6 protein-coding genes and 1 pseudogene are annotated in these 15,458 nt (G+C 63.1%); 2 read left to right on the forward strand and 5 right to left on the reverse strand.

Features of this window, described 5'->3' with window-relative positions; all coding sequences use genetic code 11:
- Both LB529_RS26725 and LB529_RS26730 read right to left on the reverse strand, forming a co-directional pair.
- On the reverse strand, positions 1-9,827 hold a 9,827-nt coding region (locus LB529_RS26725; protein ID WP_224712767.1), incomplete at its 3' end, for an autotransporter-associated beta strand repeat-containing protein.
- A gap of 235 nt (positions 9,828-10,062) precedes the next feature.
- The gene (locus LB529_RS26730; RefSeq protein WP_224545078.1) at positions 10,063-10,698 is read right to left on the reverse strand and encodes a helix-turn-helix domain-containing protein; all 636 of its coding nucleotides are present in this window, start codon (positions 10,696-10,698) and stop codon (positions 10,063-10,065) included.
- A gap of 672 nt (positions 10,699-11,370) precedes the next feature.
- On the opposite strand from LB529_RS26730, the gene LB529_RS26735 reads away from it, so the two are divergent.
- Positions 11,371-12,420, forward strand: coding sequence for a LysR family transcriptional regulator (locus tag LB529_RS26735; RefSeq protein WP_224712768.1), 1,050 nt, complete (start codon positions 11,371-11,373; stop codon positions 12,418-12,420).
- A gap of 346 nt (positions 12,421-12,766) precedes the next feature.
- Positions 12,767-12,961: an HWE histidine kinase domain-containing protein gene (locus LB529_RS29160; protein WP_318012583.1), complete on the forward strand. Its 195-nt coding sequence runs from the start codon at positions 12,767-12,769 to the stop codon at positions 12,959-12,961.
- Here LB529_RS29160 and LB529_RS26745 read toward each other — a convergent pair.
- The 3 genes and pseudogenes from LB529_RS26745 to LB529_RS26755 all read right to left on the reverse strand — a co-directional run bounded on the left by LB529_RS26745 (position 12,933) and on the right by LB529_RS26755 (position 15,392).
- On the reverse strand, positions 12,933-13,775 hold the full coding sequence (locus LB529_RS26745; RefSeq protein ID WP_224712769.1) for an alpha/beta hydrolase: 843 nt from the start codon (positions 13,773-13,775) through the stop codon (positions 12,933-12,935). The genes LB529_RS29160 and LB529_RS26745 overlap by 29 nt on opposite strands.
- A gap of 47 nt (positions 13,776-13,822) precedes the next feature.
- Positions 13,823-14,365: a hydrolase gene (locus LB529_RS26750; protein ID WP_318012139.1), complete on the reverse strand. Its 543-nt coding sequence runs from the start codon at positions 14,363-14,365 to the stop codon at positions 13,823-13,825.
- Between the two features lie 111 nt (positions 14,366-14,476).
- A pseudogene (locus tag LB529_RS26755) lies at positions 14,477-15,392 on the reverse strand (alpha/beta fold hydrolase).
- Positions 15,393-15,458: the final 66 nt, after the last annotated feature.

The raw sequence follows: 15,458 nt of genomic DNA on the forward strand, positions 1-15,458 counted from the left end.
GTGTAGCTATTGGTGCCGGCCAGCACCAGCGTTCCGGCATCCGTCTTCACCAGCTGGGCACTGCCGGTGAACGCCGAGGCGATCGTGGCCGTATAGCCCGCACCCGCGTTGGTGCCGTCGCCGACCCGGATCGTCGACTGCGGCCCGAGAAGGCCGATATCGCCGCCCTGGATGACATAACCGTCGGTCGAGAACTGCATGCCGGCGGCCGTTACCTGGCCGAGCCCGTTGTCCACCGTCACCGTGCCGGCCTGGCCGGCGAAGATGGCGAAGGCGCTGTCCGAATAGGCTGCGTTGATCGACCCGGTGTCTTCGGTCCAGTTGTCGTTGCCCGAAGAGCTCTGCCAGGTGCCGTTGCCGCCATTGATCGTGCCGTCGAACTTCGGACCGGCATCGCCGTCCCAATAGTTCAGGTTCAGTCCGTTTGCGTTGACCAGGTTCACCTGATGATCGACGGACGTCTGCACGAAGTAGTTCGAGGACGGGATGGAGCCGACGGACAGCCCGTTATTGGTCAAGGTCCCGCTGTAATCGAACACGCGGTAGATACCGGGGCCGAAGGTTCCACCCGGCGAGACAGTGACATTGAGCGTGCCGTCGAGCACGAGATCGCCGCCGACGGTGGTCAGATCGTTGAGAGCCCCGCCGGCGATATTCGCCTGGCCGAAGCTGTAGGTGAGGATCGAGCCGCCGGAGAGCGTCAGATCGCCGGCGATCGCCAGCGTTCCCGGCGTGCCATCGGCCGATCCCGGCGAGAGTGTCGCGCCGTCGGCGACCACCACGTTGCCGCCGATAATGCCCTTGCCGCCAAGCGTGGCGCCGATACCGACCGAAGTAATCCCTGTGGCCAGGCTGTTGTCGCCGTCGATATAGAGCCCGCCTGCCGTCACCGTGGTCGGCCCGGCATAGGCGCTGGCGCCGGTCAGCGTCAGCGCCGCCCCGCCCCGCTTGGTGAAGCCGCCCGTGCCGCCGACCACGCCGGAAAGCGTGAGATCGGCATCGGTCTGGAACGTGCCGCCGCCGGCATTGAGCGTGACGTTACGCGCCGAGCCGAACGCGGCGGTGTTTCGCAGGGTCGCGCCATTGTCGAATGACAATACGCCCGCCGCATCGCCGAGATTGGCGTCAGCCGAAACCTGCAACGTGCCGCTATGGATGGCGGTGCCGCCGCTGTAGCTGTTGGCGCCGCCGAGCACCAGCGTGCCGAGATCAGTTTTCACCAGTTGGCTCACACCGGTGAGATTCGAATTGATAGTTGCCGTGTAGTCTGCACCCGGCAGGGTGCCGTCGCCGACGCGGATCGTGGCCTGTGACCCGACCAGCTCGATGTCTTGTCCCTGGACCAAGTAGCCGTCGGTAGCGAACTGCATGCCCGCGGCCTGCACCTGGCCATTGGTGTTGTCGACCGTCACCGTGCCAGCGCTACCTGCGAAAATTGCGAAGCTGCCGTTCGAGAAGGCGGCGTTTATGTCGCCGTCGGAGCCGGTCCAGTTGTCGTCGCCGGCCGCCCGCCAGGTGCCGTTGCCGCCGTCAACGCCATCATTGGCCTTCGGCCCGGCATCGCCGTCCCAGAAGTTGAGGGTCATCGCGCTGATGTCGACCAGGTTCACCTGGCCTGCGACCGAGGTCTGCACCACGTGATCGCTCGACGTGGTATCAAGCCCGTTGTCAGTCAGAGCGCCGTCGTAGCTGATGACGCGATAGATACCCGGGCCGAAATTGCCGCCGGGCGCTTCCGTCACGTTGATCGTGCCGTCGAGCGCCAGATTGCCGTGGACGACCGTGAGGTCGTTGTAGGCGCCGCCGACCACGCCGGCTTGGCCGAACGAGTAATCAAGGTTCGAGCCGTCGGCCAGTTCGAGGTTGCCGTGGATGGTGAGCGTGCCGGGCGTCGGGCTAAGCGCACCAGGAGCCAATGTCCCCGCGACATCGACGAACACATCGCCGCCGATGATACCATTGCCGCCCAGTGTGCCGTTGTTGACGTTGGTCAGCCCGGTCGCTGCGCTCTGGTCGCCATCGATATAGAGCCCGCCGCCGCCGACAATTAGGGTGCTGCCGCCGTAAGTGTTGTCGGCCGTGAGCACGGTGTTGCCGGTCCCGTCCTGGGTGACGCCGCCGTTGCCCGAGATCGTGCCGCCGAAGGTATAGAGGTCGGAGCGGTTGAAGCTGAGGGTACCGTTATCGACCACGTCGCCCAAGATGGAGCCCGTGGTGCCGCCGGTGCCCAGCATCAGGATGCCGCTCGCAATCGTCGTGCCGCCGGCATAGCTGTTGTCGGCGCCGAGGATCAGCGCGCCAGCGCCGGTCTTGGTGAGCGCGCCCGCGCCGTCGATCGCGCCTTCCCACTGCACAGTGCTGTCGACCTGGAACGTCCCGCCGCCCACCTGAAGCGTCGCGTCGCGGCTGGCGACGATGCTGGCCGCGCCCTGCTGGTAGAGCGTGCCGCCATTGAAGGTGACCTTGCCGGCTGCGTCGCCGAGATTGGCATCGGCGGTGATCTGGACCGTGCCGCCATTGATGACGGTGCCGCCCTGGTAGCTGTTGGCGCCGCTGAGAACCAGCGTGCCGCCACCCTCCTTGGTCAAGGTCCCGGCGCCGCTCACGGTGTTGGTCAGCGTCAGCTTGGTCGCGCTGTCGGTGTCGAAGGTGCCGCCGCCGACATTGAGGGTCACGGCGCGGGCAGAAGTAATATCCGCCGTCGTGTGCAGCGTGCCGCCGTTCAGCGAAAGACCGCCGGCAGCCGCGCCGAGATTGCCGTCCGACGCGACCTGAACCGTGCCGCCATTGATCGCGGTGCCGCCGCTGTAGCTGTTGGTGCCGGACAGCACCAGCGTGCCGAGCTCCGTCTTCAGCAGCTGGCTGCTTCCGGTGAGGTTCGAGGTGATCGTCGCCACATAGGCCGCACCGGCTGCAGTGCCGTCGCCGACGCGGATAGTCGATTGCGGCCCGACCAAAGCGACGTCGCCGCCCTGGATGAGATAGCCGCCGGTGGCGAACTGCATGCCCGCCGCCTGCACCTGGCCATTCGTGTTGTCGACCGTGACGGTCCCGGCGGCACCCTGGAAGATGGCGAAGCTGGCGTTGGCGAAGGGCGCGGCGAAGGTGCCGCTGGCATCGGTCCAGTTCTGGTCGCCGGCCGCCCGCCAGGTGCCGCTGCCGCCATCCACCGCACCGTTGGAATGGGGGCCGGCATTGCCGTCCCAAAAGCTGAGCGTCAGCCCCGCGGAATTGACGAGGTTGACCTGGTTGGCGACCGCGGTCTGCACGAAATAATCGGGTGACGTGACGTTCAGTCCGTTATTCGTCAGCGAACCGCCATAGTTGAGGATGCGATAGACGCCTGGCCCGAAGGTGCCGCCCGGCGTCTGCGTGATGTTGAGCGTGCCGTCGAGCGTCAGGTTGCCGCCGACATTGATGAGATCGTTGAGCGGTCCGCCCGGCACGTTCGCCTGGCCGAAATTGACGTTGACGGCCGACGTGTTGTTGAGCGTCAGGTTGCCGCCGATGGTGAGCGTGCCGGGCGCATTGCCCGCGCCGCCGGGAGCGAGCGTGCCGCCGTCGGCCACGGTGACGCTGCCGCCGATCGTGCCGGTGCCGCCGAGCGTCGCCCCGCTCGCGACAGTAGTCTGGCCGATAGCACCCGACTGGTTGCCGTTGATCAGCAATGTCCCGGCATTGACGTTCGTCGCGCCGATATAGGTGTTGGTTCCGGTTAGCGTGGTGGTGCCGGTGCCGAGCTTGTTGACCACGCCACTGCCGGAGATGGCGCTGTCGAATGTATAATTGTTATTCAGATTGAAGGCGAGCGTGCCGTTGTTGGTCACATTCGGCGTCGCCAGCGCGCCGGCCACCCCGCCATTGCCGATCTGCAGCGTGCCGGCCGAAATCGTCGTACCGGACGTGTAGCTGTGATCGCCCGTCAGCGTGAGGGTGGCGGCGCCTTGCTTGTTCAAGCTTTCGAAACCGGTAATCTGAGCGCCATTGAGCGTACGGCTGAAGGTTGTGGTCACCTGCAGCGTGTCGGAGCCGCCGCCGCCGTCCACCCCGACTCCGGCGATCGTCGCAAGACCGCTCAACAGGAAAGTGTCGTTGCCGCTGCCGAGATTCAATGCGGCTGCGCCGGTATTGAGCGAACCGGCGGCGAGATTGACAATGTTGCCGCCTCCGCCCAGCGTGCCGTTGCCGAGCAACGTGCCGCCAGTGAAGTTGATCGTGGCGCCGCCGGTCCCGCCCGTGAACAGCGTCTGCGTGCCACCGGCTGCCTGGACCGTGCCGCCGCCGACGTTGAGCTTCGAGCCGGAGTTCATCGTGATCGTCGGCGTGGTTATGGAGGCGCCCCCTCCGTTGCTCTGCAGCGTGCCAGCGTTGATCGTAATCCCCCCGCTGCTCGTCAGGCTGCCGTTCACCTGCAATGTGCCGGCGTCGATCCGTGTGCTGCCGCCGATCGCGTTTGTTGCCGAAGTGAGGATTGTCGTGCCGGTGCCGATTTGGGCGATGTTGCCGGCACCGCTCAGCGTGCCCGTGAAGCTGAAGCTGTCGGAGCGGTTGAAGGACAGCGTGGAGGTCGCGTTGGCGACGATGACGTTGCCTGCGCCGGCATTGCCGCTGGTGCCACCATTGCCGATGATCAGATTACCGTCATTGACGACCGTGTTGCCGGTGAAGGTGTTGTTGCCGGTGAGGACCCAGGTGCCGCTGTCGTTCTTGGCGAGTGTGGTCGTGCCGCCGGGGCCATCGATGATGGTGCCGCCCATCGTGTTGAGCCCGGTATTGGTGCCGCCCAGCGCCAGCGTGCGGTTGCCGCTGCCGGTATAGGCGGCCGAACCGGTGTTCTTGAAGACGATCGCGCCGGTGCCCGAGGACTCGATGAAGCTGATGCCGGTCTGCAATGTGAACAGGCGATCCGTCTCGTCGCCAGCGCCCGTATAGCGTAGCGTCGAGCCGCTGCCGATCACGAGGTTGGATGCCAGGTTCGACGACTGCCCGATCGAGCTCGCCTGGCCGCCGTTGGCCAGCTTGCTCACCGCAAGCACGCCGCCGCTGATCGTGGTGACGCCGGTATAGGTGCTGGTCGTGTTGTTCAAGACCCACGTGCCGGCACCGGACTTCGTCAGCGACGTGACGCCCCCGGATGGATCGTCGATGCGGGCAGAAAGCGAGTTGTTGGCCGTGTTGCTGCCGGCGAGCGTGAGCGTGCGGTTGCCCGTTCCCGACAATGTGACCGGCGTCGTGCTGGTGAAATTGATCGCGCCTGTGCCGGAGGCATCGAGAGTGCCGCCGCTGGCCCCAAGCGTGAACTGGCGGTCCGTGCTGCCGGCGGCGCCGATATATTGCAGCGTGCCGCCATTGAGCACCAGGTTGGTTGCCGCAGCGCTGGAATCGCCTATCGAGCTTGCGATGCCGCCATTGTTCAGGCAGGTGACCGCAAGAACGCCCCCATTGATCGTTGTGCCGCCGTCGTAGCTGCTGCTACAGCCGGAGAGCGTCTGCGTGCGCGTGCCGTTCTTCACGAGCCCGCCGGCGCCGCTCATCGCGCCGCTGAAAGTGAGGTTGAACCCGTCACTTAGGGTCAGCGTGCCCGATCCGAGAGTCACGCTGCCGCCGCCGTTGAGCCCGAGCACCGTGTTGTTGTTGCCGGCGAGATCGAGCGTCGCGCCACTGTTCACCGTCATGGCGCCCGTGCCGAAGGCGCTGGTCGAACCGGCTCTCAAGATGCCGCCGGTAATCGTCGTTCCGCCGCTGTAATCGTTGGTGCCGGACAATATCAGCGTACCGGGACCGTCTTTGCGGAGCATACCGAGACCTGTGGCCAGCCCGCTGAAGGTCAGCATGGTGGCGGCGTTCGCCACACCAATGGCGCCCGTTCCTCCCTGGAGCATGAAGCCACGATTGGTCGATGCCGTCCCGCCGGTATAGTTCAGGGCGCCATTGCTAAAGACGAGATTGCTCGAGGCGCTGCCGGAGGTCCCAATGTCGCTCAGCTCGCCGCCATTCGCCAGGCAGCCGACGTTCAGAACGCTGTTGCCGCTCAGCGTGGTGGCCCCGGCATAGGTGTTGCCGCAGCCGCTGAAGGTCTGTGTTCCGCCAGTTATGCTGACCCCGCCCGTGCCGCCGATCGTGCCGGTGAAATTGCCGTTGCTGTTGATCTTGAGGGTCCCCGAGCCCAGGGTGACGTTGCCGGCGCCATTGAGCCCACCGACGAAGACGCTGTTGCCGGCGAGGTCCACTGTCGCACCGCTGGCCACAGTCATGGCGCCAGCGCCCGTTCCGGCGGCGTCGCCGCCGAAGGCCTGGGCCGATCCGGCGCGCAAGATGCCGGCGCTCACCGTGGTGCCGCCGGTATAGGTGTTCGTGCCCGACAGCACCAAGGTGCCGGAGCCCGTTTTGGTGAGGCTGCCCGCGCCAGTGGCCACCCCGCTCACAGTCAGGGTCGTGGTCGCCTGCGCGACATCGATGCCGCCGCCGCCCGTACCAAGTGTGAAGCCGCGGTCGCTGCTGGCGGTGGTGCCGATATAACCCAGCTTCCCGCCGTTCTGCAGGACCAGGTTGGACGAGGCGTTGCTGGACGCGCCGATGGAGCTGTTGGTCCCGCCATTGGCGAGGGTGGTCACCGCAAGCGTGCCACTGTTGACGGTGATGGTGCCGGTATAGCTGTTGTTGCTCCCGGCAAGCGTCAGCGTGCCGGGACCGTCTTTGATGAAATCCGCACCATCGGGGCTCACCACCTGCCCGGAGAAGGTCAGGTTGGCGGCGGCATTCGTGACCTTGATCGTGCTCGATGTGATGGCGCCGGCGCGTGCGATGGTGAAGCCGCGATCGGTGGAGGCGCCCGTCCCGGTATATTCCAGTGTGGCGCCCTGGATCATCAGGTTCGATGAAGCGGACGTCGAAGCACCGATGGCGCTGGCGAGACCGCCATTGGCGACCGAGTTGATCGAGAGGGTACCCTGGCTCACGGTGGTGGCGCCGGTATAGGTATTGCTACCGGACAGCACCACCTTGCCCGTCCCGGCCTTGCTGAAGCCTACCGCGCCCGTGTTGTCTACGATCGTCGACGCAATGGTAAAGGTGCCGGTACCGTTCTGCTGGACGCCCAGCACGCCGCCGCCGAGCGTGCCCGTCATCGAGCCGCCGGTGATGGTCTGGTTAGCCGCGCCCACCGAGGGCGCGACGATGATGGTGCCGTCAATGCCGAGGGTCTGGCCACTCGCCACGGTCACCGTCGAGTTCGCGGCCGCGGTATATTGGAGCCCCCCGATCTGGATGCTGGCGCCGACCGTGTTGAAGAAGGGCGTGTTCGCCGCTCCGCCGGCGTCGCTTAGGATCTGGTTGGTCTGCCACAGGCTGGCATTGTCCTGGTTGACGTAGTCGGCCGCGGTGAAGGCAACGATGTTGCCCCCCACCACCTTGGCATAGTCCGAGCCGTTGACAGTCGCCCAGCCGCCAAGCGCCCGGTCGGGACCGGTCGTAGTGACCGCGCCTACTGTAGGCAGGACGAAATTGGCGAGGCCGCCCGTGCGGGTGATGGCCCCGAGACTGACAGTGGTGCTGCCGCCGGTGCCGGAGGTGGCGCTCACTGTGTTGTTGCCCGTCGTGATCGTGAGGCCGCCGAAGCTCTGAAGATTAGTCTCGCCTGCCGCACCGGTGACCTTGACCGTCCCACCGTTCATGACGAGGGCGGAAGACGCCGAGATGATATTGCTGGTTGGCCCTCCGGCCGGCGAGAAGTCGAGCGCCAGGGTTCCGCCGCCGATCGTTGTTGCGCCCGTGTAGGTGCTGGCGCCCGTCAACGTCAGCGTGCCTGCGCCGAGCTTGGTCAGGCTGCCGCCGGTGCCGGTGATGCTGCCACCATAGGTGTTGCTGACCCCGGTGCCCAGACTGACGGTAAGGTTGCCGCTCCCCATCGCGACCGCGCCGCCCGTGCCCACAAGCGAGGTCGCGGACATGTTGAACCCGTTTAGGTCCAGCGTGCCGCCATTGGTCGTTATGCCGGTTATCGTACCGAAGGCTGAGGCGCTGCCCGCACGCAGCGTTCCTCCGTTGACGGTGATGGCGCCCGTGCGGGTATTGGCGCCGGTGAGCACCCAGGTCGCGTTGCCAATGCTGGCGAGACCGCCTGAGCCGGAGATCACCCCGGAGACCGTATTGTCGGATCCGGTGTAGCTGCCCCCAAGCGTGAAGGTGGAGCCGGCGGCGAGCGTCGTCGCGCCATTGAGAGTCAGCGCTCCCGTACCGTCGCTCTGCAGTGTCGCCGTGCCCGACACGGACCACGTCCGGTCAAGACCAACTGCACCGCCGGTATAACTGAGAACACTGCCGTTGCCCAAGCTTATCGAGGCACCCGCCCCGAGCGAGCTGTTTACGCCCGCATTCGCCAGCGTACCGGCCTTAACTGTGACGGCACCGATTCCGGCCGTGCCCCCGAAAGTATTGGCGTCACCCAGTGTGATGGTCCTGGCATTGCTGGTGCCAGTGAAGTTAACGAATCGACCACTGCTGCTGCTGATCACCCCGAGGAGCTGGAGATCGGCAGAATCGGCGGAGAAGCTAACCGAGTTGCTGCCGCTGTTGCTGCCGGCGCTGGTGAGCGCAATGCCGCCGTTAATGGTCAGCATTCCGCTGCCCGAATTGCGGAAGGTAAGGGTTGCGCCACTGATCGGACCAGGCCGCAGCTCGAAGCCGCGGTCGGTGCTGGCCGCTCCGCCAGTATAGCTGGCGCTGTCCCCGTACTGGTCACCGCCCGAGCCGGTCATGATGAGCACGGTTCCATTCGCGGCGGTCGTGGGTGCGCCCAATGCGCTTGCTTGGCCTAGATTGCCAATCGAAGAAAAGGAGACGCTGCTGCTGCTCCTCAGCGTCGTGGGGCCGGTATAGTCATTGGCGGCATTCGTCAGCGTTGCTGCGACGATCCCGCCGCTGCCGGTATAACGAGCCGCCGCCGCACCCGCCCCTGTCACGGTCACTTGACCGCCCGCTCCCAGCGTGACGACGCGGCTTGCGTTGAGACTGCCATTGAAGGTCAGGGAGGTGCCCGCTGCCGCGAATATACCATTGGCGGCAGCGCCGAGCGCTGCATCGGCATTTATGGCAAATCCGCCAGCGCTGACTGTGATGCCGCCCGTGAAGGTGTTCACGCCAGTCAGGCTCAAAGTGCCGCCACCCGCCTTGGTCAGGCCCCCCGACCCGGCGATAATGGAGCTTATGGTGGCGTTGCCCGTTGCCGTGATTGTCGGCGTCCCGCCGCCGAGGGTCAGCGTGCCGCCTGCAATGGTATAGCCGCTGACGTTGAAGGTGAGGCTGCCAGCCGTTATCGGCGCGCCGAGCGTGACCGTCCCCGCCGTGCCGGCAAAGATGGCGTTGTCCGGAGTGCCATTGTTCCAGATGACGAACGGGCCGGCCGTGGCATTGCCGGTCGTGTTCCAGAGCGGCGGCGCCGCGGTGTTCCAGGTTCCGGTGCCGCCAAGCTGGAGCCCAGAGCCATCCGCATCCCAGTAGAGATCCGCGGCGCCGGCCGGGTTGGCCGCAAGGCCTGTGAGGAACGTGAGCAGGACGGCGGCGCTGCGCAGACGAGGAGCAGATGCGATCATGTGGGCAAGATTCGGCGCATAGCTCGCCGCCTCGCCTTTCCATTTGGTCATGCGGCCGCCGCGCAGCAACCGCGAGAAAATGGCGTCTTTCGCCTTGGGCTGCCCCGCGCGGCCCGACCGCGCCTGGGAGGATGCGCGTCCGGGATGCGGGGTGTCAGCTTTCAACCTTCGGTCCCCGGCGCTATCGCCGGATTCCACATAGTCGGGGATCGTCTCGCCGCAGGCCAACCCAGCCATATATCCCCCCCCTTGCATTAGAAAATCATAATATTCCCTGACGGAATCAGGGTGCAACGCAAGAGGAATGCATGAACTGTACGTTGCGTATTTCAGAAAAGCCCGGTGTTTTGTAAAAACTTCCGGACGATCGGTGCGTGAAGCGCAACTTAGACAAAAGTGTTACTCGAATAGCACAAGTTGTTATTCCGTAAGGCTAATATAGCTTTAATGAACGACCCTCGGTTCGACGATTTCAGATCGAGGAGCGGAAGCGCGTCGGGGTTGTCCCCCGATATTTCTTCATCGCAGCCGTCAAATGGCTCTGACTGGAGAACCCGCTGAGATAGGCGACGTCCGTTATGGTCGCGTCTCCCTCAGAAAGCAGCCGCGTTGCGTGATCCAGCCGCAGATCCAAAAGATAGCGATGCGGCGACTTCCCAAAGGTTCGGCTGAAGGCCTGGATGAAATGATTTGGCGAAAGATTGGCAAGCGTCGCCAACTCGTCGACGGTGATTTTCCGGGCAAGGTTTGCCCTCAGGAAGTCCTCCACAGTGCGCGCCGCTTTTCGTGTCAGCCCGCCTTTGAGCTGCTCGGGTTCCCTGTCCCGCGATGTGTAGGCATGAAGGATATGAAGTCCGAGAATGGCGATGAGGTGCTCGACATAAAATTCGGCGGCGCCCTGATCCTTGGTAAGTTCGGCCTTGAGCAATTGTCCGACACGCAGGGCGGTGTGATCGAGCGTGCCGAGGGGCGGAGGCTTCAACTCGACCTGTTCAGTGCCGAACTGTTGTCTCGCAAGTTCCTTCAGGCTGTTTTCAGGGTAGACGATAATCGAACTTTCGCGCGTCTCCGACAAATGCAGGCGAGCTTCGAGATGCGCCGGCTTCAAGATGACGCTCCCTGCCGGAGCGTCATAACGCTCGGACTTGCCATTGCCCAGTCTCGCGCATGTGCCCGGCGCGGGTTCGAGGCCGATGTATACGACATGGTGGCGGGCTGGAAACGTGTACGATCCGGGTGGCATCAGTGAATACGCGGTTGTTCCCCGCCTGGTCGCTATCGCCAAGCCGTCGGCCCTCGAAAGTACGGATTCCAGATCGGCATCGGCGGAAGGAGGACCAGCATCTAGACCGCATTCCGAAGAAGTCATGCCATTTTAGCCTGTAACACAAGTCATCCTTTAGCTTCACCTAAAATGTATTCGCCTAATCCCACGTCAAAACCCAACGTTAGTTGCGAGTGCCCGGTTCCCATCCAATTCACATTTGTGAAATCCCAGCAAGCCGCGTGACATTGAGCCAGCCGCGGGTCGAGTGGCGGATTTTCGATTTTGGAACGAGCAATATTCGGAAGAGCAGGCGGCCTCGATCCTCTATCCTCTATCCATGATAGATGCACGTCAGTACGTCAAAATTGCCAATCTGCCGTGTTGCCAAACGATCATCGCTGCACCAGTTTCCCGCCGCCAAATCCCTGACTCTCGGCAGCGTCGAGGACGGTAAGCTGAGCTCTTAATCGACAACAGATCGCATCATCGAACCCTCCGTTCGGGATTTTGAACATGGAAGCCAATCCGTCTTATGAACTGAAGGACATACGCTGCTTTGTTCAGATTGCCCGCGCTGGAAGCATATCGAGAGCGGCGGACACCTATAGCGTTCCCAAGTCGACGCTCAGCCATTATTTGCAGACATTGGAGGATGCGCTTCAGGTAGAGCTGTTCGTGCGCAGGCGCAGAGGGCTGGAACTTACGGACGCCGGGAGGGAGTATCTCGACAATTGTACGGCCATTTTCGACAGCTGCGATAACGCGGCCAGCGCTGCACAGCGCGCTCACTCGTCCATCAGCGGGAGTGTCCGTGTTATTGCCAGTTCCGAATTTGGGACGGCAATCATCGGCGCTGCGGCGCACTTCCTCCTGCGCGATAACCCGAACATCGATGTAGACGTGAAGATCATCCCGAACGACAAGCTTATCGTGGGGGACTTCGATTTCGACCGCATGATCTATGTTGGCGAGCCTCCAAACTCGGCCCTGATGCGTCGAACCCTGGGCGCCATCTCCTACGCATTGTATGCCAGCCCCGACTTTCTGGCCCGGCACGGAACGCCGGAAACCATTGCCGACATCGAGCGGCTGAACGGCGTGGTTTACATGCGCAACAGCGTGGTCGAACGATGGCGGCTTCGCAAAGACAAGGCCATTGCCGAGGCGAAGCCGATCGGCAAGTTCAAGGTCAACGACTATTGGATGACGAAGTACTTCACGGCGATAGGATCGGCGATCAGCTACCTGCCGGATTTCTTCGTTGAGTACGAAGTGGCGGCAGGCGCGCTGGTGCCCGTCTTGCCCGACTGGCGTTCCGAGAAGCGATCCATCTATGCGCTCTACCCAGCGCAAAGACACCGCAGTCCCCGGGTGATGAAGTTCGTGGAAACCGTTTCTCGAGAGTTCGATCGGATCATCCGCTATCCCGGCTACCTGCTGGTGAAGCTGCAGGAGAGCTCTAACGATGAGACTCACCGCGGTGCGCCTCCGCCGACGGACGGCAACGACATTGCGAGGCTCCACACCGCACCCGATCCATTTCCAACAGGTCACGGCAAGTAGTCTCTAGTGGCCTGGATTCGGGGCGTTGAGGGTGCCCTCCGGGCATGGCGGCGAGGCCTGGTCGTTTTGGACAGCGCTCGGCATCGGCGCCGAATTGGCATTCACATTGTTCCAGGCTCGCTGACGATATCGCCCGTGCGCAAAATGCCGGGCAGATTATCGGCGCATCGAAAGTCGCCCGGGATAGCACGGCAACGAAGGAGCACGAGCATCGCATTCGAATGTTGATGCGCGAAGTCAACCACCGGGTCAAAAAACCAATATTGCGTCATTCCTCGATGATCAGGGAAACCAACAAGCGGCGCACAATCCCACAGCTTTCGAGCGGCAGGTTCGTGAGCGGATCATGGCTCTGTCACGCTCGCATGATCTCCTTGTTAGCGGCGACCGGGAGGGAGTGACGGTTTTCGAACTTCTGCTGTCGCAGGCCGAGCCGTTTGGGAGTGAGGGACGAATCTCCATGTCCGGACAGTCGGGCGCTGATCGCCGGCGCCTGAGGTTGATCATCGATTTCAAAGACGTTCGTCGACCCAACCTTTGATGTCGGCCATGACCACCTCTTTATCCTTGTCATTGAGGAGGTCATGGAAATGGCCGTCATACAGCTTCAGCGTCCTGTCGACGGCGCCGGCGGTGTCATAGAAGAGTTGGCTGCCGCTCGGTTTCGTCGCCTTGTCGGCCGTGCCGTGGAGGATGAGCAAGGGCAGCTTAATCAGTGGGAACTGCTCCTTGAGCTTCTCATCGGCGCGAACCATCTCGGCAATTGTTTTGGTCGGCTGGGTTTCATGGGCGATGAGTGGATCGGCATTCATAGCCTCGACGACGGCCGGATCGCGAGAAAAATCCTCGTTCTTGAGGTGCAAGACATGCGCGTGTGGCGCGATGTGGCTAAGCCCCTTGAGCACCGCAAGGGCGAAGTCGGGCGCCGGCACCTGGAACGCGAAGCTCTCGCAGATCAGCCCCGCCAGCCCAGCTTGGTTTTCCAGCGCGTAGAGGCAGGCGACCACACCGCCTGCACTGTGTCCGAGCAGAAACACCGGCAGACCGGGCTCCCGCGACTTGGCGATCTCCACGACACCCGCGACGTCGCTCACATAGTCGTCGAAACTGTCGACATAGAAGCGCTCGCCATCCGACCTGCCGCGTCCGCGCAGGTCAACGGCATAGACGGCCAGCCCGTCGCCTATGAACTGCTCGGCCACCCAACCATAGTAGCCGCTGTGCGAATTGAACCCGGGGACGATAACGGCGACGCCGTTCGGATTGGCGAATGGGCGCCACGACCGAAAAGCTATCTTCAAACCGCCGCGGCTCTCGAAGCGATCATCGACGGGGTTGAGGACTTCCTGGTTCATTTTCTTCTCCCGTCGAGCGCGAAGCTGAGGCTTTCGGAGATATCGGCTCAATGTCCTTCGACCGCGAAGACGATTTCCGCGAAGGCCGGAACCGTCTTTTCGCGGAGCCAGTCGCGCTGCAGTTCGCAGGCGAACTGAACCCAGCTGACGGGCACCGCCCCTGCTTGCAGAATGCGTTCGAGCCCGGCCCGGTGTGCCTCCATGGAGGTGCCCCCGACGGCATCGACCACTGCATAAACCTCGAAACCGTCGCGCAATGCATCGAGCGCGGGAAAGGCCAGGCAGACCTCGGTCCAGAGAGCGGCCATAACGAGCTTCTTTCGGCCGGTTGCCCTGACAGCGTCGGCAAAGTCCTTGTCTTCCCATGCATTAATCGCGGTGCGGTCGATCGCTTCAACGGCCGGGAAGATGTCGCGCAGTTGGTGAATGAGAGGCTGGTTGCGACCGGTATTGACGTTCACTGTCGTCAACACGACAGGTACATCATAGAGTTTCGCCGTCTTCGCCAGCGCTACAATGTTGCTGACAAGGGTCCGCCGGTCCATTGACACTACGGAGGTTACCTGGACCGGTTGATAGTCGATGATCACGACGGCGCAGTTGCTGGGTGTTAAGAGGTGGTCCTCGACTGGATTGCGCGTGGGTCGGCTTGCCATGGGTCTGTGCCTTCAGGTGCTGTACTTGGCCATGTTGCCGGGCAGCTATCTGGCGAGAAAATCCGTGACCAGCTTTATCGTGGCGTCGGGATTCTCCTCCATGATCCAATGTCCGGAGCCGGGTATGATCCCGGCGGTCACATCGGTTGCGACAAAGCGCAGAACATCCGCCTGACCCGCGCCGAAGGATTTTTCTGCACCCAACGCCAGCACCGGCATGGCAACCTTGCCGCCCTTTTCGACGAATTCCTTGTTGTCGGCCGCATCCTGGTTGAACGCGGCGAACTGCTCGAAGGCATCGTGCATGGCACGCGGTCGGGCGTAGAGCTTCGAATAATGCTTACGGGTCGCTTCATCGATGGCCTTGGGGTTCGCCGACAGCTCATTCCAGAAGCGATCGAGATAGATGCGCTCTCTGCCCGCAACCAATCGCTCCATGTCGGGGCCACGGAAGTTGAAGTGCCACAAGAGCGGCAAGCGGATGATGTTTTCCCAATCGCCGATGCCCGGCAGCGGCGCATCGATGACGGCCCAGTGTGTGACGCGGTCGCGATACTGGGCGACGAAGGCATAGCCGACCATGTTGCCGATGTCGTGGGTGACGAGATCCACCTTGTCGATCTTCAGATGATCCAGGATGCCGGCAATGTCGAGCGCCTGGTTTTTCTTGGTGTAACCGGTATCTGGATGGGCCGAGAGCCCCATGCCCGCGCAGGTCCGGCACGATTACGGTATGGTCCTTCATCAGCCTGGCGGCGAGCGGCGCCCACATGTCGCCGCTGTCGCCAAAGCCGTGCAGCAAGAGCACCGCAGGCCCCTTGCCGCCAACTCGGACGTAAAGGCTGGTGCCGTTGGTGTCGATCGACTGCGCCTTAAATTCAGACGGAAAGGGGACAATCCGAGCCGACGCCGGCAACGTAAGAAGCATCACGCCTAACGCCGCTATCACTATCTTGAGCATGTTGTTCTCCCGAAGCTTTGAGCATGTGAACCGAGCTGTGTCGGCCCGGCCGACGACCTGGCCTCG

The sequence above is a fragment of the Mesorhizobium sp. CA5 genome, from assembly GCF_020165105.1.
GTDB lineage: Bacteria > Pseudomonadota > Alphaproteobacteria > Rhizobiales > Rhizobiaceae > Mesorhizobium.

Bases quoted from the DNA above. Each gene is read 5' to 3' on its own strand.
- LB529_RS26735 (WP_224712768.1), top strand. From the start codon at position 11,371: ATGGAAGCCAATCCGTCTTATGAACTGAAGGACATACGCTGCTTTGTT.
- LB529_RS29160 (WP_318012583.1), top strand. From the start codon at position 12,767: ATGGCTCTGTCACGCTCGCATGATCTCCTTGTTAGCGGCGACCGGGAG.
- LB529_RS26745 (WP_224712769.1), bottom strand. From the start codon at position 13,775: ATGAACCAGGAAGTCCTCAACCCCGTCGATGATCGCTTCGAGAGCCGC.